The organism is Pseudalkalibacillus hwajinpoensis (genome assembly GCF_015234585.1).
In the GTDB taxonomy this organism is placed as follows: domain Bacteria; phylum Bacillota; class Bacilli; order Bacillales; family Guptibacillaceae; genus Guptibacillus; species Guptibacillus hwajinpoensis_B.
In genome coordinates this window covers 12,693-35,025 of sequence record NZ_JADFCM010000001.1, presented here as the reverse complement: position 1 = coordinate 35,025, position 22,333 = coordinate 12,693, and the positions used below count along the sequence as shown (strand labels likewise).

Here is a 22,333-nt window from a genome sequence, read left to right as displayed (position 1 = left end):
TTCCTACGATTAATTCATCAAGAAGCATACTTCTTTTTTTAAAAAACCCAGGGTAAGTGTACCAATTTGATGATTGTAAGTCAACAAACCCGAACAATTATATAAATAAATATAATTATGTTCGTTATTTAGTTATTCCTTTCGAATAAAAATAAGACAAATGTAGTGCTTTTATTATGCTCATTTTTGTGAACTATAATAAAAAAGCCTCATAAAAGAGGCTTTTTTAGGCACCTGGTGGCATGTCACCTTCATCATGACGCCTTTCCAGGTTAACGAATTTATTGTATTCTTTCACAAATGCAAGCTCTACTGTTCCAACTGGACCATTTCGCTGCTTTGCAATAATAATTTCAATGATGTTTTTATTTTCCGATTCCTTATCATAATAATCATCTCGGTATAAGAACGCGACAATATCAGCATCCTGCTCAATACTTCCAGATTCACGTATATCAGACATCATTGGTCTTTTATCCTGTCTCGACTCAACTCCACGAGAGAGCTGTGATAGTGAAATGAGAGGTACTTCAAGTTCACGTGCAATGCCTTTTAAGGACCTCGATATTTCGGAAACTTCTTGTTGTCTGTTCTCCCCAGATCCATTACCACGAATAAGCTGCATATAATCAATTAGAATCATGCCAAGGCCCTTCTCCTGCTTCAAGCGTCGACATTTAGCACGAATATCACCAACTCGAATACCAGGAGTATCATCAATATAAATACCGGCATTTGAAAGACTACCCATAGCCATCGTCAGCTTCTGCCAGTCATCTCCTGTCAGTCCACCTGTTCGAAGACGTTGTGCATCAATATTCCCTTCAGCACAGAGCATACGCATGACAAGCTGTTCAGCACCCATCTCAAGACTAAAGATCGCAACATTTTCATCCGTCTTCGTAGCGACATTTTGAGCAATGTTAAGAGCAAAAGCTGTCTTACCTACAGAAGGTCTTGCTGCAACAATGATCAAGTCATTTCGTTGAAAGCCTGCGGTCATTCGATCAAGCTCAGAAAATCCTGTAGGAATGCCTGTAATATCTTCAGTACTGTTTTGTAGCATTTCAATATTATCATAGGCAGTTACAAGAACATCTTTAATAGATATAAAAGCTCCTGTATTCTTTCGCTGAGAAACCTCCATAATGGATTTCTCAGCTTCTGATAGAAGGTTTTCAATCTCATTTTCTTTCGCATAGCCATCGGAAGCTATATCTGTGGCGGCGCGAATAAGTCTTCTTAAGATTGATTTCTCTTCTACAATTTTAGAATAATACTCAACGTTCGCAGCCGTAGGAACTGAATTAGCCAGATCACTTAGGTAAGATACTCCACCAATTTCTTCAAGAATTTTAAGGTCCTGCAGCTCTGATGTAACCGTGACAAGATCGACAGGCTCACCCTTCTCGGAGAGATCAATCATGACAGAGAAAATCTTCTGATGTGCCGCTCTATAAAAGTCTTCTGGCTGCAATACTTCCGTTGCTGTTGTGAGTGCATCAATTTCTAAGAAAACAGCACCGATTACCGCTTGTTCAGCTTCTATATTTTGAGGTGGCGTACGATCAGCAAATAAATCACTCATGTTGTTTTCCCCCTGAGCATTTCGCTATTTTCCACCCGTGATCACCTATTATTGCTCTACCACATGTACTTTAACAGTTGCTGTTACATCATGGTGCAATTTAATGGGTACATTCGTGTATCCCAGTGAACGGATTGGTTCATCAAGCTCGATTTTACGTTTATCCACTTTGATGTCGTGCTTTTTCAGTTCTTCAGCAATATTTTTACTTGTAATGGATCCAAATAAACGGCCGCCTTCACCAGATTTTGTTTCCAATTCAACTTCAAGGCTTTCGATTGTTTCTTTCAGCGCTTTTGCCTCATCAAGCTCTTCCTGAGCCTTTTTATCATCACTGCGCTGTTTTGCTTTTAAAGTTTTCATATTTGCATTATTTGCTTCTAGAGCTAGATTATTCTTCAACAGATGGTTACGAGCATAACCGTCTGCCACATTTTTCACTTCGCCTTTTTTACCTTTACCTTTTACATCTTCTAAGAAAATCACTTTCATGATTCATCTTCGCTCCCTTCCAAATAGTTATCAATTGTTTCCTTAAGCAATTCTTCTGCTTCTTCGATTGATCCAGAATCAATTTGCGTCGCAGCATTGGTTAAATGTCCACCGCCATTAAGGCCTTCCATTATAATCTGAACATTAACATCACCAAGCGATCTTGCGCTAATGCTAATTTTACCATCAGTTCGTTTCGAAATAACGAAAGAAGCAATCACGCCGCTCATTGATAAGAGCGTGTCTGCGGCTTGTGCAATCAATACTTGATCGTATGTTTGGTCTCTTTCACCGAGTGCAATCGCAATACCGCTTCGATATATGTGCGATTTCTCTATAATTCTGGCTCTCCTAATATACTGTGCAATGTCTTCACGTAGAAATTCCTGTACAAGAACAGTATCAGCTCCATGTGCCCTTAAATAGGATGCAGCGTCAAACGTTCTAGAGCCGGTTCTAAGCGTAAAGCTTTTTGTATCCACAATAATCCCTGCCAAAAGAGCTGTTGCTTCCATAATGTCCATTTTGAGCCTTTTCGGCTGGTATTCAAAGAGTTCCGTTACAAGTTCAGCTGTAGAAGAAGCATATGGCTCCATATAAACAAGAACTGGATCTTCAATAAACTCTTCTCCACGTCTATGATGATCAATGACAACCACATGGTCAAGCTTTTGTAAAAGGCGCTCTTCCATTACAAGAGAAGGTTTATGGGTATCGACGACAACTAGAAGTGTATTCGGTGTACAATTCTCGAGCGCATCTTCAGGATCAATAAAGCGAGCCCAAAGTTGGTCATTCCCTTCAATCTCTTCCATTAATCTTGAGACACCACTTGTCCGCTGATTTTGATCAAAAACGATAGAACCTTCTTTTCCATTGGCCTGTGCTACTTTTAATATACCTATCGAAGCGCCGATGGAATCCATATCGGGATTTTTGTGTCCCATAATAATGACTTGATCACTATCCAGTACAAGTTCTCTTAAAGCGTGAGAAATAACTCGTGCTCGAACCCTTGTCCGCTTTTCAATCGGATTGGTCTTTCCTCCATAGAACTTCACTTTCCCGGTTGTCTGCTTAATCGCCACCTGGTCACCACCACGTCCAAGCGCTAAATCAAGACTAGACTGAGCTAATTGACCAAGTTCTGTAAGTGTACTGTGACCACTACCAATACCAATACTCAATGTAATGGAAATGTTCTCTTTCGAAGTAGCTTCACGCACCTCATCAAGGATAGAGAATTTATTTTTCTCCAAATCCTGAAGGATCTTTTGGTTTAATACAGCAAAGAATTTCTCAGATGAACTTCGCTTCAAGAATATTCCCTGCTCATCAGCCCAGTTATTCAGAATCGAGGTAACAGAGCTGTTTAAGTTACTACGCACCTGATCGCCAAGTCCCTGGGTTACTTCTTCATAGTTATCCAGATAAACAATCCCAACAACCGTTTTTTCTTCGCTATAAAGACGTTGTATTTCTACCTTTTCACTCACATCGAAGAAATAGAGAAGTCTTTCTTCTTGTTTGAAATACGTTTTGTACTTACGATCATGGATCGTTAAAATTTCTTCATTCGCTTCTGACTTCAAAAAGGGAATAATTTGCTCCGATATATCATTCAACGAAAGTCCTATCAATTGCTCTTTCTCCATCATGATAGGCAAATATGGATTGGTCCATTCGATGTGATAATCCTCATCATACAGCAATATTCCAAAAGGCATCTCCATCAGAGCCTCGTCTCCCACCTTCTTCACACGGTGAGACAGAGTTGATACGTAATCCCTGAGTGCAGCTTGAAATAAAGATTCAGCTCGAATCGCTGTATAAACAAGAAGCGTCATGACCACTACGCTTCCAACCCCTAATATCCAGTTGTAATAGGTGATGATGCCGATAAACAGGATGGAAATGACGAACAAGGCTACCACATGATAACCATGCCACCGTTTCGTTAAAAACTTTGGCATACTTTCAGCTCCTACCTATGATTTCATTCTCCTTCGCAATTCGAAACCAAGATCAATGATTCCAATAATAACAATAAATGATGTTAGTGCGAAGCCAAGAACCGTTAACAGAATTGGCACGACGATGGGCCACCCCTTTTGATGGCTAAAAAAGTAAATGACTGCAAGCCCCTGAACAAATATCAGTGCGTTGAGTATTAAGTAAACGTTAATGGATGCAACAAATACAGCAGATCCTTCTTCTAATCCTACCATCATAACAATAGTAACAACTAAATAATACCATAAAAAACTCTTCGGAAATGACCATTCTCGGATTGGTGGAAAGACTGGTGGATGAAAATTTCCTACCCTCTTTAAAATCGGCACTGAAATAAGTTGAGATATAAGCGCAATAACTGCCCCCATTAATACAAGAACAGTTGGGATAAGATATCGAATTAAACTAATTTGCTCCCTAGCCTGAGCAATTTGATCCGAATTCCCTCCTAAAGCTTTCGCCATTGACTCAGCCTGTTGAAAAGATTGATTCATCATTTCCATAGATAAATCTGCTGGATTTTGACCAATAAGTAAAATACTTGAAATGAAAATGATAACCAAACCAACAACATAAGCAATGGTACTTCCAAGTAAAACAGCAAGCGCAGATTTACGAAGATAATATAAGTACCCTGCAGTTAAACCACCAAGACTAAATACTAAGGTAAAAGCAAACGAAGGTATACCAGCTGTTAATACCCCAATAACAATAGTGACGGCCCACATCACCAATCCACTCTTCAACCCATTCCGAACTACCATTAAAATAAACGGCACTGGAAGAGCCCATAAAGTAATGACACCAACAACGGGTACATACATCGTTACCAAAAATAAAACAGCAAACACAGCCGCAAGCGCAGCCCCTTCAACTAACGGTACAACAGCACGATTCTTCATCATTAACTCCTTTTCTGTAAAGCGGAAGTGGGCGATTAGGCTCGATAAGCACTGTAACCTTTTCATTTGAACACGGTCTTTGTGTTCAGAGGAAAAGGTGAAGTGATCGAGAGACTGGCCACTGCAGCTGGATCAGTAAAGCGGAAGTGGGCGATTAGGTCCGACAAGCGCTGGAGACCTTTCATTTGAACACGGTCTTTGTGTTCGGATGAAAGGGTGAAGCGACTCGAGGACCTGCCCACTGCAGCTGGATCAATAAAGCGGAAGTGGGCGATTAGGTCCGACAAACGCTGGAGACCTTTCATTTGAACACGGTCTTTGTGTTCGGATGAAAGGGTGAAGCGACTCGAGGACCTGCCCACTGCAGCTGGATCAGTAAAGCGGAAGTGGGCGATTAGGCTCGACAAGCGCTGGAGACCTTTCATTTGAACACGGTCTTTGTGTTCGGATGAAAGGGTGAAGCGACTCGAGGACCTGCCCACTGCAGCTAGATCAGTAAAGCGAACGATAATGTTCGACTACTAAATAAATCTACATTCAGTCTCACGCCCTACCATACCAGTATTTACACGAATTCAATAAACTACCTTTTATGATATTCAAAAAAACGGGTCGAAATCCCCTTACTACATTGTAAGAATTTCTGCCCGTTTCAGCAAATGTTTCATTAATTTGAATAGTAAGCATTAAGAAAAGGCTGTTTTCTCAACAGCCTACTATGTATTACATAAGAGATAAAGTCTCTTCTTTTGCGCTATCCATTTCATTTTGAAGCCATTCTTCTAATTGCATAGATGCTTCGGTAGCATCCTCACCGTCAGCAATAAGAAGAAGTGAGTCATTTTCTTTCACCGTAAGATTGAACGTTATTACGCTTGTTAAGTTCTTTGCGTTAATGCTATGACCATTACGATAGAGTGACACGTGACTGTTAAACGATTTCGCTTTTTTTACGAATGCCATAAGGGAGTTCATACTAAGCTGCTCTGTCAGATTAATTGTTGTTGTTTCCACATTCTTCATTATTGTGGTTCCTCCTTACAGATCTCTTGTAAGGTTCTTATTCCCTCAATATGTGAAGTCATAAACCACTTATTCTCCAACAATGTAAAAAAACATTATTTCAGAATAAACTTGTATAGAAAAAAACAGTGGGACAATGTCCCACTGTTTTAAAACTTACTCACCAAGTACGTATGGTAGTAAAGCCATTTGACGAGCACGTTTAACCGCACGAGTCAATTGACGTTGATATTTAGCGCTAGTACCTGTTACACGACGTGGAAGAATTTTTCCACGCTCAGATACGAAACGCTTAAGAAGATCTGTATCTTTATAGTCGATGTAAGTGATTTTGTTTACTGTGAAGAAACAAACCTTTTTACGACGACCTCTGCGTCCACCTGGTCTTGCCATGGGTAGTTACCTCCTTTGCATTTAAAATTCGATCTCTGTTTTCACCGCTCGAAACAGAGAGTATTAGAACGGCAAGTCATCATCTGAAATGTCGATCGGCTTGCCATCGCTCGCAAACGGGTCATCTCCAAAATTGGAGTGATCACGGTTGTTATCACGATTTTGGTTCTGATTCCCGTAACCGCCGGTTTCTCTGTTTTGGTTGCCGCCACCGTAGTTGCTACTGTTGCCGCTTCCGCCACCGCCCTGGTTTGCACCTTTAGGCTCGAGAAATTGGACGCTTTCAGCCATCACTTCTGTCACAAACACACGCTGTCCCTGGCTATTATCGTAAGAGCGAGTCTGAACTCGTCCATCTACACCAGCAAGGCTGCCTTTTTTCAAGAAATTGGCTGCATTTTCTGCCTGTCTGCGCCATACAACAATGTTGATAAAATCAGCTTCGCGGTCTCCCTGCTGATTCGTAAACGGGCGATTTACAGCAAGTGTAAAGTTCGCAACCGCTACGCCACTAGGGGTATAACGCAATTCAGGGTCTTTTGTTAAACGTCCAACTAATACGACGCGATTCAGCATCAGAACCCCTCCTATTTATAAAACAATTACTTTTTAGCTTCTTCTAGGTTGATCGTCATGAAACGAAGAACATCGTCGTTGATTTTCATCAAACGGCTGAACTCTTCAATCGCTTCAGTATTACTGTTAATGTTAAGAAGCATGTAGATCCCGCTGTTGAAATTCTCGATTTCATAAGCAAGACGCTTCTTACCCATTTCTTTAGTTTCATTAATTTCCGCACCATTGTCTGTAAGGATACCGTTGAAACGCTCAACAAGAGCTTTCTGTGCATCCTCTTCAATGTTTGGACGGATAATGTACATAATTTCGTAGTTACGCATTCCGTTCACCTCCTTTTGGTCTAACGGCTCTCAATGGTAATTAAGAGCAAGGAGTAAGTATACAAAGATAATTACTCACAGCTTTAGATTATACCAAATTAATTCTTTATTAGCAAGTCCCGAAGAAATTGAATCTATAGACTGGTTGATTTCCGCTTCAGGATGCTCGCTTTCCGCGAAGCGGGCGGTGAGCACCTTCCGCTCCAATCAGCCACGTGTGGATTTTTTATACAGAACCCTATCAAAACAAGAATCATTTAGAAAAGAACCTATACCTTAAACGTTAAAGCGGAAATGGATCACGTCTCCGTCTTTTACAATGTACTCTTTTCCTTCAAGACGAACTTTTCCTTTTTCTTTCGCGATAGCCATTGTCCCAGCTTCAACTAGGTCATCATAAGCTACAATTTCTGCGCGGATAAAACCACGTTCGAAGTCTGTATGGATAATACCAGCTGCTTGTGGAGCTTTCATTCCAAGACGGAATGTCCACGCCCGAACTTCTTGCTCACCAGCTGTGAAGTAAGTAGCTAGTCCAAGAAGGTCATAGGAAGCGCGGATTAATTTATTCAATCCCGGCTCAGAGATTCCAATGTCTTCAAGAAATGCATCTTTTTCTTCGCCTTCAAGTTCAGCGAGTTCGGATTCAATCTTCGCACAAACGACGATAACTTCTGCGCCTTCTTTTGCAGCATATTCACGAACTTTAGCCACATACTCATTATCAGTTGGGTCCAGAAGATCATCTTCGTCAACGTTTGCTACGTAAAGAACAGGCTTTTTCGTTAATAGATGGTAGCCGTAAACAATTTTCTCTTCTTCTTCCGTTAGCTCTACGCTTCGAGCAGGCTGTTCTTCTTCGAATGCTTCCTTAAGCTTTGTTAGAACGTTAAATTCAGCTAGCGCTTCCTTATCTTTTTGCTTCGCCATTTTCTGAACACGGGCGATGCGCTTTTCTACTGATTCAAGGTCTGCAAGGACTAGCTCAAGGTTAATCGTTTCAATATCAGAAATGGGATCTACTTTACCAGAAACGTGTGTAATATTCTCATCATCGAAACAGCGAACAACTTGTGAAATCGCATCTACTTGACGAATATGAGAAAGAAACTTGTTTCCTAGGCCTTCGCCTTTACTTGCCCCTTTAACAATCCCGGCAATATCTGTAAATTCAAAAGCTGTTGGTACAGTCTTCTTTGGATTTACAAGCTCAGTTAGCTTTTGAAGACGCTCATCTGGAACTTCTACAATTCCAACGTTCGGATCAATTGTACAGAACGGATAGTTAGCTGACTCAGCTCCTGCCTGTGTAATTGCGTTAAATAAAGTTGACTTCCCAACATTCGGAAGTCCTACAATACCGGTGGTTAATGCCATCTCGGTCACTCCTTTAAAGTATCTGCCTCAGAAGGCGATTTTTATAAAAATAAAGATGGCTAAATGAGCCATAAATAGACTTTTTTGATCATCTTGTTCAACGAACGACATACCTTACCAATTATAGAGATGACGAAGCAAAAAAACAAGCATCCCCCTTTCTCTATAAGTAAAATGACCGCCCAAAATGGACGGTCAGGATTCTGCATGCTCAAGAACTTTTTTCAATTTTCTAGAGAACTCTTTTCTTGGAAGCATCACACTATGGTCACATCCGAGACACTTGATTCGGATATCTGCTCCCATTCGAATTACTTTCCAACGGTTTTCTCCACACGGATGCGCTTTTTTCATTTCGACAATGTCATTCAAGCCAAATTCTTTATCAGACATAAGGATTCCCCCTTTATGCTTTTTCTTTCACTTCACCTTGCTCATCTCGCTGATACATGACAACGCGTGGCAGAGCAATCTCAATACCTATTTCATCAAAACGTTGTTTAACCGCTTTTCGGATTTCTCGCCCTATGACCCAGTGCTCCATTGGATGCACTTCTGAGATAATACGAAGAACTACTTCTGATTGCCCTAAATCCTGGACTCCAAGATATTCCGGTTTCACAATCATAGCATCAAACTGCTCATACAGCTCGTCCATTAAATCAATGATCACTTTCTCAGCTTCTTGTATATGTTCTTCATACGCAATGTTCACATCAACAACGGCAATACTATTATGAATAGAATAATTCGTTACTTGATTAATGTTACCATTCGGTAGAATATGAAGTTCTCCTGTCCAACTTTTAATTTTCGTAACGCGTAGTCCAATTTCTTCAACAAACCCTTCTACACTAGAGATCCGGACATAATCGCCAACAGAAAACTGTTTTTCAAAAATAATAAAGAAACCTGTAATAACATCACGAACAAGGTTCTGTGCCCCGAAACCTACAGCAAGACCAACCACCCCGGCTCCAGCAATCAGCGTCCGAACGTCTACGCCAAATTCACTCAAAATCATAACTAGTGCAATAAAATAAGTAACATAGGTTAGAACATTCTCAATCAACCTTATGAGAGTCGCTTCTCTACGTTCCGATAACCGGAGGGGGCTTTTTAAACGTATGGAGAAAATCTGACCTAATGCTGATTTTGCTATTCGCAAAAAGATCCATGTACCGATTAAAATAGCTAAAATAGTAAGTGCACTTTTGACCATATTCCCCCAAAGCTCACGATTGGATAAATACTCATATGTAGGTGTCCACAAAGAATCGAACCAATCCAATCCACATACCTCCCAGTTTTTAGTACTATGATAACAAATCATACCGTTTAAGAACTGGGAAAATCAAGATAGATGCTAAAATATAGAGATTAAGTACGCCGTACAGAGGGTATAAAAAAGCAATTAGTGTAGAAAAACCAAACGCAGTAAACGGAAGCATAATCATGACAATAATAAAAGCGACAATCCATAGAGGAAGACCAAGCAAATCTCTAAATCTCGATGTCAGACCAAAGACTCCACTTACAGCTGTAGTGTATATGGCTAACCATAGTAAGACAGACATAATCAAAATCATATAGTACGGATACGTTTTTAAGATCGCAAACAATGGGATCTCGTATAAAAGGAGGTCATGAGCCACCTGTATGAGTGATTGATTATAAAGAAAAGACACTCCCCCGAGAATCAATCCACTTCCAAGGCTCGCAATCCAAATTTCTCCTTTATGCTTAATTTGATGACCGACGGCTGAAAGGACTGCGACAAGTGGTAAAATATTGAGCGCTGTGAACGTAAAAGCCGCTGGCCAGTTTGCTTGTTTTGTCCAATTGAAAAGCATAGCTGAGGGATTCGAGTGAATGAACAATCCAAGTACTGAAAGTAAGAGAATAATAAGCAAAGGAAGAATAATGGCATTCATTGATAACATCCCATTGATATCCCAGAAGAAAAGGATAATGACCAATACAGCAAGAATACAAATACCTAACCAATACGGTAGATGAACCACTTCCATCGTTGCCCCACCACCTGCGAACATCACAATCGTTGTTGTAAACAAATACAAGATAATGAGTAAATCATAGATTCCCGTTAATTTTTTGCCCACAAGTCGTTCTAAAATCGGCAAATAATGAGTCGATTTCGTTTCATAACTTATTTTCATAATCACATAACAACAAATCGAAAACATTACCGTAAATAAAATGATAGCCAGTACGCTTTCATGACCAAAAAATTGCCACAGTTCTCTCCCTGATGCATAGCCTGCACCAATCATCGTTCCTAATATAAGAAACAACCATTTCATTCCACCGCTTATCATGGCATTCCCTCCTCGTCTTACTCGATATACGATTGAAGTAAAATCCACGGCAGAAATGATCTTGTATGTATAGATCACGTCAAAATTCCGTATACTGTTACTACTATTACAAAGGAGAGAATCCTATGAATCTTCGAGACAAGTTTTTTCAAAAAAAGCCCTCTGCATATCGAATCCATCATGAGGATGATCTTGCTATAGAAACACTTAGTGAGAGGATTTCGCTTCTGCTGCCGACGAGAAGAACAGATTCAATTGTGATCGTTTGCATCGGAACGGATCGTTCAACGGGAGACGCTTTAGGCCCGCTTGTTGGAAGCAAATTGCAGCAGCTTCAGCCAAAAGCAACAGTATACGGTACGCTTGAGTCACCAGTTCATGCTGTGAATTTAAATGAAGTGATGGCATCAATTGAACAGACTCACACTCGTCCATTTATTATCGGAATTGATGCTTGTCTCGGACGTCTTCACTCTGTTGGAATTATTACGGCAGGAGAGGGCCCTGTGAAGCCAGGTGCGGGAGTAAAAAAAGAGCTCCTAGAAGTTGGGGATATTCATTTAACAGGGATCGTGAATGTTAGTGGATTTATGGAATACTTTGTTTTGCAAAATACACGATTAAATTTAGTTATGAAAATGGCTGATGTTATGGCTATAAGTCTTCATCAATCTATTGAAGCATATGGAACAGATATGTCACTCGAGAAGAACAATGCCTTAAATTGGGGAGATGACCTTCTTCAACTTCCATAACGTCGACAAAAAGACCCGTATCCTGGTCATTTACAAAACCAGAGTACGGGTCTTTTTAATATAGATCTCTGTTTCTAAATCGTGTGGTTTCTTGATTTTTTAACTGCTTAACAAAACCTGATTAAATAATCGCATTCTAAAACATCGAAGGCATCAGGTACAAACTTGAGACAAGAATAGCTGCAATTAATAAAGCAGGGAGAAAGTTAGCTACTCGAATTTTAACAATACCGAGCAAGTTCAATCCAATTGCTAGAATCATAATTCCTCCTGCAGAAGTTACCTCTGCAATAAACGCATCGAGAAGGGCTTGGGGGACAAACTGGTTTATCTGTGCAGCAAAGAGAGCAAGAACTCCCTGATACAGCATTACGGGTATTGCTGAAAACAATACACCATAACCTAGCGTTGCTGTAAACATAATTGCAGTAAAACCATCTATTAAAGACTTTGTAAATAATATTGAGTGATCATTTCGTAGGCCACTATCAAGTGCCCCAAGAATAGCCATAGCACCAACAACGTAAACGAGTGTAGCTGTTACAAAAGCTTGAGCTACGCTGCCTTCCGAAGCAGCACCAGTTTTTCTCTCAATCCACTTCCCTAAATCATTCAGTTTTCCTTCTAGATTCCAATACTCACCTAGTATACCGCCCAGCACCAGACTGCCAATAACAATTAAGAACTGCTCGCTTTTCATGGCCATTTGTAGTCCGATAACAGAAACAACTAAAGCTAGTCCCTGCATAATTGTCGTTTTCGTTTGTTCAGGGATACGACTGCTAACCGTGCCAATCAGCGTACCTGCAATAATGGCTGCACCATTCACAACTGTTCCTAATAATACCATTTCCTACATCTCCTCAGCCAAAGTACCCCTCTACAATTTCTTCTACTGCTTGGATGGTTTTATTAATTTCATCAATTGTATTATAAGGTCCCACACTTAATCGTACCGCTCCAGTAGTGCTCGTTCCGATCGTTTCATGTCCAAGTGGAGTACAGTGTAGGCCTGCTCTTACTGCAATCTCGTAATGCTGATCAAGTATAATTGCAATTTCCTGAGCATCAATTCCTTCAATAGTAAAAGGGATAACTCCAAGGCGTTCTTTATTAGGTCCATACACCTTCACATAATTAATTTCTTTTAATCCATTTATTAGATGCTCAGTTAAATGCAGTTCATGCATTCTTATTTTATGAAGACCCATTTTCTTCACTGCATGGAGACCTGCTAATAACCCGGCAATTCCTGGTGTATTGACGGTTCCGCTCTCAAGGCGTTCAGGGTATTTTAGTGGCTGATCGACCAACTCAGAACTACTCCCCGTACCGCCATGATATATAGGATTAAGCTCAACCGCTTTGCTAACCATTAGTACACCTGTACCCTGCGGACCAAGTAAACCTTTATGACCTGGGAAAGCCAATAGATCAACGCTCATTTGCTCCATATGAATAGGAATAATACCAGCTGTTTGAGAGGCATCTACGAGAAACGTGATTCCCTGTTCTCTGGCTATTTTTCCAATCTCATCGATAGGAATAATTTTACCAGTTAGATTAGAGCCATGTGAAACAATAATCATTTTTGTAGAAGGTCTTACGGCATTGCAGAATGCCTCGACATCAAATTCCTCAGTCGTCTCCAGATTAATGTAATCCACTTCAATTCCTGAAGTTTTCTTCATATATTCTAAAGGACGACGTACTGAGTTGTGTTCATAAGAAGTGGTTAATACATGATCCCCTTCATTGAAGGAAAAACCTTTTATTGCCTGATTAAGAGCTCCTGTAGCGTTTGCTGTAAAACAAACGCGTTCAGGTTGGTCAAAGCCAAAGAAATCAGCCAGCTGTTCACGTGCTTGTACAATCATGTTATCAGCGCGCTTGGATAAAGCATGTCCACCACGACCTGGATTTGCCGCGTATTCGGTCATACACTCAGTCATAGCCTGAACAACTTCAGGCGGCTTAGGAAAGGACGTTGCCGCTTGATCAAGATAAATCACATTACCACCCCATTAAGTTCGTTTCAAATTCTACTAAGCTAGAATAAAAGCATAAACTGAATGTCAGTTTATGCTTTTATTCGTTATCTTCTTTCTCTAACACTTCTAATATGCGATTTAGATCTTCTTCTGAGAAAAACTCAATCTCTATTTTACCTTTTTTCTTCATTCTTTTAATTGAAACCGACGTTCCAAATCGCTCACGAAGGTGATCTTCCTTTTCCTTAAGAAACGGATCTGACTTCTCTTTTCTCTTTGTTTCACGTGAAACGTTCTGATTCAATTCCGTAATTAACTTCTCTAGCTGGCGAACGTTTAATTTCTCCTGAAGAACTCGATCCGCAAGTGGCTTTCTAGCTTCTTTATTTTTTAATCCAAGTATCGCCCGCCCATGCCCCATCGTGAGCTTTCCGTCTGAAATATACTCCTGTACTTCAGAAGGTAACTGTAAAAGACGAAGGAAATTAGCGAGATGCGGTCTACTTTTACCCAGGCGTTTTGACAATTCTTCCTGTGTCACATCTGTTTCTTCCATCAGTTTCTGGTAAGCAAGCGCCTCTTCAATCGGATTTAGATTCTCACGCTGCAAGTTTTCAATTAAGGCAATTTCCATCATTTTTCGGTCTGTTAAATCTTTCACAACAGCTGGAACGGTTGTAAGACCTGCTTCTAAAGAAGCCCTATACCTCCGCTCACCTACAACAATTTCATAGCCTTTAATGCTTTGACGAACGATTAATGGCTGGAGGACACCGAAAGTTTGAATCGAAGCACTTAATTCTTCAATCGCTTCAGTACTAAACTTCTTTCTCGGTTGATAAGGGTTAGGACGAAGCTCATTAACGGGAATATCTCTCACAGTCTCGTTCTCATTTTGGGAAGGGAAAAAGGCGTTAATTCCCTTACCCAAACCACGATTAGTCATTGACTAACACTTCCTTTGCAAGTTCTAAATAGCATTCAGCCCCTCGAGATTTTGGATCATAGACAATGATTGGCTTCCCATGACTTGGCGCCTCACTCAAACGTACATTCCTTGGTATGATCACTCGATAGACTTTTTCTTGGAAGTACTTTTTAACTTCTTCAATCACTTGAATACCAAGGTTTGTCCTTGCATCAAGCATCGTTAACAGTACTCCTTCAATCTTTAATTCTGTATTTAAATGCTTTTGGACGAGTCGTACTGTATTAAGTAACTGACTTAGTCCTTCAAGTGCATAGTATTCGCATTGGACAGGAATAAGCACTGCATCTGCAGCTGTAAGAGCATTAATTGTTAATAACCCCAACGATGGAGGACAATCAATTATAATATAATCATAGTTTTTTTCAACTTTATTTAGCGCCCTTTTCAATCTTACTTCCCGGGAAATGGTGGGAACAAGTTCGATCTCTGCTCCTGCAAGCTGAATTGTAGAAGGAATGACGTGCAAATTCTCAACAATCGTCTCCTGAATAATGTCTCCAGCATCTAGGTCATCTACAAGGATGTTATACACACATTTTTCAATATCGCCTTTCTCAATCCCAACGCCACTTGTTGCATTCCCCTGAGGATCAATGTCAACAAGCAAGACCCTTTTACCAAGATAGGCGAGACAGGCACTTACATTCACTGAAGTGGTCGTCTTTCCCACTCCGCCTTTTTGATTTGCTACAGCAACAATATTCACCAAGATGTCACCCCATTCTCCAACCATTCTTTCTTTCTATTTTATCACGTTTGTTATTAGCCGGACGGTATTCTCAATAAAATTCCATTTCCTCCCTGAAAGAGATAGAAACAGAAAACAGCTCAGCATATTTGAAGTTAATACTATCTGTTTAACGTTTTATATGTACAAAAAAAACTCATCCAGTTTGGATGAGTTTACTTCTTTTTAGGTATTCGGATCGTAAATTGATAGTATTCGTCATGGTCTTCTTCATCTGTATCAATCGTTAAACCAGTCTCTGTTACCATATCAAGCGATTGACGGATCGTATTGACAGCCAATCTCATATCTTTACTAACCGATTTTTTTCTAGGCTTCGGTTTCGGTACAGTGCCTTCTAGCATACGAACAACACGTTCTTCCGTCTGCTTCACATTCCATTGTCTTTCAAGAACTTCTGTGAGAACTTTTACTTGATTCTCAGGATTCTTAAGTGGAATCAAAGCACGAGCGTGTCTCTCCGTGATTTTTTTCTCGAGAAGCGCTCGTTGAACAGGCTCGGGGAGCTTCAGTAATCTAAGCTTATTCGCAATAGTAGATTGCCCTTTGCCAAGTCGCTGAGCGAGGCTCTCCTGAGTTAAATCATGCAGCTCAATAAGCTGGGCATAAGCCATAGCTTCTTCAACAGCTGTTAGCTCTTCACGCTGCAGGTTCTCGATAAGCGCAATAGAGGCAGTTTGAGAATCGTTAAATTCCTTAATAATGGCAGGAATTCGCTCCCAACCTAGCTTTTTCACTGCTCTCCAGCGTCTTTCCCCGGCAATAATTTCATACTTGCCTTCACGTTCTCGAACCACGATCGGCTGAATGACTCCATGGGTCTTTATCGTTTGAGATAGTTCAGTAATTCTCTCATCTATAAAAATTGTTCGAGGTTGGAAACGGTTTGGGATAATATCCTCAACAAGAAGCTGTTTCACTTCCTCTTGTTCTGCTTCCATCGTCTCGCTTTTTTCATCGTTCAAACCGAAAAGACGTGAAAACGTATGCTTCATCGCCTAACACCACCTTTAATCGACTCCTTAACTGATTCGCTGCTTCAAAACCGAATTCCTTCCGTCGTAGCAGCGTTCCATGTGAAACACCTATCCGTTCAAATGCAGTCCATCTTTATTATAAAGGATTTTTATTTGGTGTGCCTGGCTTTCTTGGATATTTTTTTGGAGTTGTTTTGATTTTTTTAATTGTAACGATATTACGCTCACTCTTTTCTTTAGGTAGTGTTAGCGTCTCTCGTTTCACAACTTCTCCACCAAGAAGCTTAATCGCCTGTTTACCAGACTCTAATTCATCCTCTACACCTGGGCCTTTTAGCGCAACAAAATAACCGTTTGGTTTAACGAGAGGAAGACACAACTCACCAAGGACAGAAAGTCTTGCAACGGCTCTTGCTGTGACAACATCATACTTTTCACGATGATCTTTGTTTTTACCAAATAATTCAGCACGGTCATGATAAAATGACACATTTGTTAGCTTAAGTTTTGATGAAAGGTGTTCTAAGAAACCGATTCTTTTGTTAAGTGAATCAACAATAGTGATGCTTAAATGTGGAAAACAAATTTTAATAGGCAAACTTGGGAAACCCGCGCCCGCTCCCACATCGCAAATATGATAGTCAGAAGAGAAATCAAATGAGAACGCAGCCATGATTGAATCAAAAAAGTGCTTTTCGTAGACTTCCTCTTTATCAGTGATAGCTGTCAGATTCATTTTCTCGTTCCATTCAACTAGAATTTCATAGTATGTTTGAAATTGTTGAAGCTGTTCAGGAGAAAGAGTAATCCCTTTCTCCTCTAACAACTCCTGAAACTGTTGCTCGTTCATAGACCCTCCACTAGTACATTATTTTGCAATTTTAGCGATTTTTCCCTGTTCGATATACACAAGTAAGATCGATACATCAGCTGGATTAACTCCTGATACACGCGAAGCTTGACCAATTGAAAGAGGGCGAACCTCATCAAGTTTTTGCTTCGCTTCAGTTGCAAGACCACCAATTGCATAATAATCTATGCCCTCAGGAATTTTCTTTTCATCCATTTTCTTCATACGTTCCACTTGTTGAAGACTTTTATTAATATAGCCGCTATATTTAATCTGAATCTCAACTTGTTCTGAAACATCTTCTGGAATTTCAAAGTCTGCTGGTGCTAGTTGATGAATCTCTTGATAAGTTACTTCCGGTCTTTTCAATAAATTAGCTGCGTGAATAGCTTCCTTCAATTCAGTACTATTCTCCGGAAGAACATCATTAACCTGCTCGCCTGGTTTAATCACAATCTTCGCAAGACGCTTCATTTCTTGCTCAATCATTTCTTTTTTAGCAAGGAAACGATCATAGCGTTCTTTAGGAATCATGCCGATGTCATAACCGAGTTCTGTTAGTCTTAAATCTGCATTATCATGACGAAGAAGAAGACGATATTCTGCACGTGATGTTAATAGACGATAAGGCTCGTTCGTTCCTTTCGTCACAAGGTCATCGATCATAACGCCAATGTACCCTTGAGAACGATCCAGAATCACCGCTTCACGCTCCTGTGCATTCCTTGCAGCATTAATACCAGACATGATTCCCTGACCTGCTGCCTCTTCATATCCTGAAGTACCGTTTAACTGTCCTGCAGTAAAGAGGTTTTTCACTGTCTTTGTTTCAAGTGAAGGCCACAATTGGGTCGGAACAATAACATCATATTCGATGGCATAGCCTGCACGCATCATTTCAACATTTTCAAGACCAGGTACGGTTTTGAGAATTTGTTGCTGCAAATCCTCTGGAAGGCTTGTTGAAAGACCCTGCACATATACTTCCTTCGTATTGCGTCCTTCTGGTTCAAGGAAAATTTGGTGACGGGGCTTATCATTAAAGCGAACAATTTTATCTTCAATTGATGGGCAATACCTTGGGCCTGTCCCTTCAATCATACCTGAATACATCGGAGATCGATGCAAGTTATCATTGATGAGCTTATGCGTTGCTTCACCCGTATAAGTTAACCAACATGGCAGCTGGTCTGTAATAAATTCTGTTGTTTCATATGAAAATGCACGCGGTTTTTCATCGCCGGGCTGAATTTCAGTTTTACTATAATCAATAGATTTATTATTTACACGCGGAGGAGTTCCTGTCTTAAAACGAACCATCTCAAAGCCCAATTCCTCCAAATGGTGCGACAAATTAACGGAAGGCTGCATGTTATTAGGGCCACTTTCATATGAAAGATCTCCAATAATAACGCGACCGCGCATGAACGTACCAGTTGTTAGCACAACAGATTTCGCCTCGAACTCTGCACCCGTTTTCGTAATAACTCCTTTGCAGACGCCATCCTCAACGATTAGCTTCTCAACCATGCCCTGTAAGAGCGTAAGGTTATCCTGTTCTTCAATGGTTCTTTTCATTTCACTTTGGTACAGTACTTTATCAGCCTGTGCACGCAGTGCACGTACAGCAGGCCCCTTACCTGTATTTAACATACGCATTTGAATATGCGTTTTATCTATATTTCGTCCCATTTCTCCACCAAGTGCATCAATTTCCCGCACAACAATTCCCTTTGCAGGACCTCCTACACTTGGGTTACATGGCATAAAAGCGACAGAGTCTAAGTTAAGTGTAAGCATGAGTGTTTTCGCACCCATTCTTGCTGAAGCGAGTCCCGCTTCCACACCGGCATGACCTGCTCCGACGACTATAACATCATAAGAATCGGCTTTATAACCCATTGCCGTATTCCTCCTTTTATCATCTTATTTCCCAAGACAAAACTGTGAAAATAACTGATCGATCAAACTCTCAGATACCGTATCACCAATAATCTCTCCAAGAATTTCCCACGTTCGAGTAATATCAATTTGTACCATATCAACCGGCATTCCTGCTTCAACAGCGCCTAACGCATCATCAAGCGTTCTTCGCGATTGTTCTAACAAAGCAATATGACGTGAATTAGATACATATGTTAAATCCTGTGACTCTACTTCACCTGCAAAGAACAGTTCAGAAATGGATTGTTCAAGCTCATCAACGCCTTGTTCATGTTTTAATGAAGTTGTAATCATTGGATGCTCTTCTGCTAATTCTTTTACCTTAGTTAAATCTAGTTTCTCATCTAGATCTGTTTTATTCACGATAACAATAACATCCATGCCTTTTACCGCTTCGAACAATTTCTCATCTTCATGCGTCAACTCATCATTATAATTAAGCACAAGCAAGATGAGATCAGCTTGTTTCAAGCGTTCACGTGAACGTTCAACACCTATTCGCTCAACGAGATCTTCCGTTTCTCGAATTCCCGCTGTATCCACTAATCTTAAAGGCACGCCTCTTACATTAACATATTCCTCAATAACATCTCGGGTCGTACCAGGAACGTCTGTCACAATTGCCTTGTTTTCGTGTACCAGACTATTCAACAAGGATGATTTACCAACGTTTGGCCGTCCCACGATAACAGTAGATAAACCTTCACGCAAAATTTTTCCCTGTCGTGCTGTAATTAGAATACCTTCAATTTCCTTAGCCACCTGCTTTAATTGCGTGGTTAAAAGATCTTGCGTCATTTCTTCTGCATCATATTCAGGGTAGTCAATGTTCACTTCAACATGAGCAACTGTCTCAAGGAGTTGCTGTCTCAAGGTAGCAATCAGCGTCGATAAGCGACCCTCCATTTGATTTAACGCAACATTCATTGCTCGATCCGTTTTTGCTCGAATCAAATCAATAACAGCCTCTGCTTGCGACAAGTCAATTCGACCATTCAAGAAAGCTCTTTTAGTGAATTCACCTGGCTCTGCAAGGCGTGCACCACTACGCAAAACCAACTCAAGCACACGGTTTACAGATACCAGTCCACCGTGACAGTTGATTTCGACAATATCCTCTCTCGTAAATGTCCGGGGCCCTTTCATAATTGAAACCATCACTTCTTCTGCAACCTGCTCAGTATCAGGATCAATCAAATGACCATAATGAATCGTATGAGAATCAACGGATTCTAACGCCTGTTTGCCCTTATATAGCCGATCAGCTATCGCAACCGCCTCTGAACCACTAAGTCGGACAATCGCAATCGCCCCTTCTCCCATTGGAGTCGATATCGCAGCAATCGTTTCATATTCCAAAGTTATTCACCTCTCTAATCACACTTCTTTATTCTATTTATTTACGTTTTCTATATGATATAAGCTAGTATTAGTTTAACCAATTATCCACAGTGGATAACTTCACATCTTAAAGCCACAGACTAATCCACAATACCTTTTAGTGTAACCCATTTTAATAAAAAAAGAAATAAGTTTGCTTTCCCTACAAACAGCCTAAGAAGGGTGAAAAGAATAGAGCTTTCTAGTAAAGAAAACCCAATCTTTCCTCAAAAAAACCTTCGGGCAAAGTGCCCGAAGGTTTCATATCATTTATTACGTGGAACAATAACCACACGGCGATGTGGATCTTTTCCATCTGAGTGAGTGGAAATCCCCTTCTTTTCTTTCAAATAAAGGTGAATTACCTTACGTTCTAACGACGGCATCGGTTCTAGCTGTATATCCTTTTTCGTAACCATCGCTTTGTCTGCAAGACGATCGGCTAACTTTCTTAGCGTCTCTTCACGTCTTTCACGGTAGTTCTCAGCATCGAGTACTACCCGGACAAATCGGTCAGAAAATCGATTCGCGGCAAGATTTGTCAAATATTGCAAAGAATTAAGAGTTTGGCCGCGTTTCCCTATCAATATCGCAATTTTTTCACCAGATAGAGTAAAATAAAGATCGCGATCCTCTCTTCTACCTTCTATACTGGCTTCTACTCCCATATTGCTAATGACTTTTTCTAAAAAAGCCCTTGTTTGCTCTATGATGTCAGGTTTCTCGCTTACTTTGATGCGGGCGGGCCTTCCTCCAAAACCTAAAAATCCTTTTTTAGGCTCTTCTAACACTTCAATATTAACATTCTCTTGAACAGTCCCGATTTGATTCAGCGCATTTTGAATGGCGTCTTCAATCGTTTTTCCCGTTACCGTAACGCTTCTCACTTCTTCGCTCCCCCCGTATTCGTATCAGCGGTTTTAATGGTAGGTTTCGTAATAAAGTAAGTTTGCGCAATCATAAAGATGTTACCTACAACCCAATATAGCGCTAGTGCTGCAGGGAAGTTAATAGCAAAGACAATAATCATAATTGGCATAACGTATAGAAGCATCTTCATTTGAGGCTGCACCGTTCCACCGCTACCCATCATGATTTTTTGCTGAATGAAGGTTGTTATACCAGCAGTGACTGCCAGAATAATATCTGGAGAGCCAAGGCTAAACCAGAGGAAAGTATGTGTTTCAATTGCTTGTGTACGCATAATAGCATGGTAAAAACCTAAAAGAATCGGCATTTGCACTAAGATTGGTAGACAACCTGCAAGCGGATTAACACCATTCTGTTGAAAGAGCTGCATTGTTTCTTGCTGAAGCTGCTGTTGCGTCTTCTGGTCTTTACTGCTGTACTTTTCTTTAAGTTTCTGCATTTCTGGCTGCAGTTCCTGCATCGCTTTTGAACTTCTCGTTTGTTTGATCATCAATGGAAGTAATAGAAGTCGAATTAAAATCGTAACAATAATAATAGACAGTCCATAATTTCCATCACCAGTCAAATCAGCGAAAAATGTTAAGACTGTGGAAAGCGGATATACAATGTATTCGCTCCAAAATCCCGTGCTTTCTGCATCAATCGGCTCGTTAATGTTACATCCTGAAAGGACCGCAACGAGACCAATCAATAGAAATGCGAGGGTTATTTTTTTCCTCACGCTTCATCCTCCTTGCAATC

At 40.4% G+C, this 22,333-nt stretch carries 23 protein-coding genes; 1 reads left to right on the top strand and 22 read right to left on the bottom strand.

The window, feature by feature from the left end; all coding sequences use genetic code 11:
- Nucleotides 1-226: 226 nt before the first annotated feature.
- The 12 genes from dnaB to IQ283_RS00115 form a co-directional block, all read right to left on the bottom strand.
- Nucleotides 227-1,588: a replicative DNA helicase gene (gene dnaB, locus IQ283_RS00170; RefSeq protein WP_194218164.1), complete on the bottom strand. Its 1,362-nt coding sequence runs from the start codon at nucleotides 1,586-1,588 to the stop codon at nucleotides 227-229.
- Nucleotides 1,589-1,636: 48 nt separating this feature from the next.
- A complete protein-coding gene (gene rplI / locus IQ283_RS00165) occupies nucleotides 1,637-2,080 on the bottom strand; it encodes a 50S ribosomal protein L9 (RefSeq protein ID WP_194218163.1) in 444 nt (147 codons plus the stop codon).
- Nucleotides 2,077-4,053, bottom strand: a complete 1,977-nt coding sequence (locus IQ283_RS00160) for a DHH family phosphoesterase (RefSeq protein WP_194218162.1) — start codon at nucleotides 4,051-4,053, stop codon at nucleotides 2,077-2,079. The genes rplI and IQ283_RS00160 overlap by 4 nt, the downstream gene beginning before the upstream one ends.
- 15 nt (nucleotides 4,054-4,068) lie before the next feature.
- Nucleotides 4,069-4,995, bottom strand: coding sequence for a YybS family protein (locus tag IQ283_RS00155; protein ID WP_194218161.1), 927 nt, complete (start codon nucleotides 4,993-4,995; stop codon nucleotides 4,069-4,071).
- Nucleotides 4,996-5,718: 723 nt separating this feature from the next.
- On the bottom strand, nucleotides 5,719-6,018 hold the full coding sequence (locus tag IQ283_RS00150) for an HPr family phosphocarrier protein (RefSeq protein ID WP_194218160.1): 300 nt from the start codon (nucleotides 6,016-6,018) through the stop codon (nucleotides 5,719-5,721).
- A 156-nt stretch (nucleotides 6,019-6,174) separates the two neighbouring features.
- On the bottom strand, nucleotides 6,175-6,411 hold the full coding sequence (rpsR, locus tag IQ283_RS00145) for a 30S ribosomal protein S18 (RefSeq protein WP_048311135.1): 237 nt from the start codon (nucleotides 6,409-6,411) through the stop codon (nucleotides 6,175-6,177).
- Nucleotides 6,412-6,474: 63 nt separating this feature from the next.
- Nucleotides 6,475-6,987 (bottom strand): single-stranded DNA-binding protein, encoded by a 513-nt coding sequence (gene ssb / locus IQ283_RS00140; protein ID WP_194218159.1) that lies wholly within the window; start codon nucleotides 6,985-6,987, stop codon nucleotides 6,475-6,477.
- A gap of 26 nt (nucleotides 6,988-7,013) precedes the next feature.
- On the bottom strand, nucleotides 7,014-7,310 hold the full coding sequence (gene rpsF / locus IQ283_RS00135) for a 30S ribosomal protein S6 (RefSeq protein WP_194218158.1): 297 nt from the start codon (nucleotides 7,308-7,310) through the stop codon (nucleotides 7,014-7,016).
- A gap of 276 nt (nucleotides 7,311-7,586) precedes the next feature.
- A complete protein-coding gene (gene ychF / locus IQ283_RS00130) occupies nucleotides 7,587-8,687 on the bottom strand; it encodes a redox-regulated ATPase YchF (protein ID WP_194218157.1) in 1,101 nt (366 codons plus the stop codon).
- Between the two features lie 195 nt (nucleotides 8,688-8,882).
- Nucleotides 8,883-9,080, bottom strand: coding sequence for a DUF951 domain-containing protein (locus IQ283_RS00125; protein WP_194218156.1), 198 nt, complete (start codon nucleotides 9,078-9,080; stop codon nucleotides 8,883-8,885).
- Between the two features lie 13 nt (nucleotides 9,081-9,093).
- On the bottom strand, nucleotides 9,094-9,978 hold the full coding sequence (locus IQ283_RS00120) for a mechanosensitive ion channel family protein (protein ID WP_370313860.1): 885 nt from the start codon (nucleotides 9,976-9,978) through the stop codon (nucleotides 9,094-9,096).
- Between the two features lie 25 nt (nucleotides 9,979-10,003).
- Nucleotides 10,004-11,026 carry a YkvI family membrane protein gene (locus tag IQ283_RS00115; protein ID WP_194218154.1) on the bottom strand — a complete coding sequence of 341 codons (1,023 nt, stop codon included), beginning with the start codon at nucleotides 11,024-11,026 and terminating at the stop codon, nucleotides 10,004-10,006.
- Between the two features lie 125 nt (nucleotides 11,027-11,151).
- On the opposite strand from IQ283_RS00115, the gene yyaC reads away from it, so the two are divergent.
- Nucleotides 11,152-11,781 (top strand): spore protease YyaC, encoded by a 630-nt coding sequence (gene yyaC / locus IQ283_RS00110; protein ID WP_194218153.1) that lies wholly within the window; start codon nucleotides 11,152-11,154, stop codon nucleotides 11,779-11,781.
- Nucleotides 11,782-11,917: 136 nt separating this feature from the next.
- Here the strand turns inward: yyaC and IQ283_RS00105 are convergent, their stop codons facing one another.
- From IQ283_RS00105 to spoIIIJ, 10 genes are all read right to left on the bottom strand, one after another.
- Nucleotides 11,918-12,631, bottom strand: a complete 714-nt coding sequence (locus tag IQ283_RS00105) for a DUF554 domain-containing protein (protein ID WP_194218152.1) — start codon at nucleotides 12,629-12,631, stop codon at nucleotides 11,918-11,920.
- A gap of 13 nt (nucleotides 12,632-12,644) precedes the next feature.
- Nucleotides 12,645-13,793, bottom strand: coding sequence for an aminotransferase class V-fold PLP-dependent enzyme (locus IQ283_RS00100; RefSeq protein ID WP_194218151.1), 1,149 nt, complete (start codon nucleotides 13,791-13,793; stop codon nucleotides 12,645-12,647).
- A 76-nt stretch (nucleotides 13,794-13,869) separates the two neighbouring features.
- A complete protein-coding gene (locus IQ283_RS00095) occupies nucleotides 13,870-14,718 on the bottom strand; it encodes a ParB/RepB/Spo0J family partition protein (RefSeq protein ID WP_194218150.1) in 849 nt (282 codons plus the stop codon).
- A complete protein-coding gene (locus IQ283_RS00090) occupies nucleotides 14,711-15,496 on the bottom strand; it encodes a ParA family protein (protein WP_371017943.1) in 786 nt (261 codons plus the stop codon). The genes IQ283_RS00095 and IQ283_RS00090 overlap by 8 nt, the downstream gene beginning before the upstream one ends.
- Before the next feature lie 170 nt (nucleotides 15,497-15,666).
- The gene (gene noc / locus IQ283_RS00085; RefSeq protein WP_194218148.1) at nucleotides 15,667-16,506 is read right to left on the bottom strand and encodes a nucleoid occlusion protein; all 840 of its coding nucleotides are present in this window, start codon (nucleotides 16,504-16,506) and stop codon (nucleotides 15,667-15,669) included.
- Nucleotides 16,507-16,624: 118 nt separating this feature from the next.
- Nucleotides 16,625-17,338 carry a 16S rRNA (guanine(527)-N(7))-methyltransferase RsmG gene (gene rsmG / locus IQ283_RS00080; RefSeq protein ID WP_194218147.1) on the bottom strand — a complete coding sequence of 238 codons (714 nt, stop codon included), beginning with the start codon at nucleotides 17,336-17,338 and terminating at the stop codon, nucleotides 16,625-16,627.
- Between the two features lie 18 nt (nucleotides 17,339-17,356).
- A complete protein-coding gene (gene mnmG / locus IQ283_RS00075) occupies nucleotides 17,357-19,240 on the bottom strand; it encodes a tRNA uridine-5-carboxymethylaminomethyl(34) synthesis enzyme MnmG (protein WP_194218146.1) in 1,884 nt (627 codons plus the stop codon).
- A gap of 24 nt (nucleotides 19,241-19,264) precedes the next feature.
- Nucleotides 19,265-20,641: a tRNA uridine-5-carboxymethylaminomethyl(34) synthesis GTPase MnmE gene (gene mnmE / locus IQ283_RS00070; RefSeq protein ID WP_194218145.1), complete on the bottom strand. Its 1,377-nt coding sequence runs from the start codon at nucleotides 20,639-20,641 to the stop codon at nucleotides 19,265-19,267.
- Nucleotides 20,642-20,928: 287 nt separating this feature from the next.
- Nucleotides 20,929-21,549: an RNA-binding cell elongation regulator Jag/EloR gene (jag, locus tag IQ283_RS00065; RefSeq protein WP_194218144.1), complete on the bottom strand. Its 621-nt coding sequence runs from the start codon at nucleotides 21,547-21,549 to the stop codon at nucleotides 20,929-20,931.
- Entirely contained in the window at nucleotides 21,546-22,313 is a 768-nt protein-coding gene (gene spoIIIJ / locus IQ283_RS00060) for a YidC family membrane integrase SpoIIIJ (RefSeq protein ID WP_194218143.1), read from the bottom strand. Before spoIIIJ ends, jag begins: the two co-directional genes overlap by 4 nt.
- Nucleotides 22,314-22,333 lie beyond the last annotated feature (20 nt).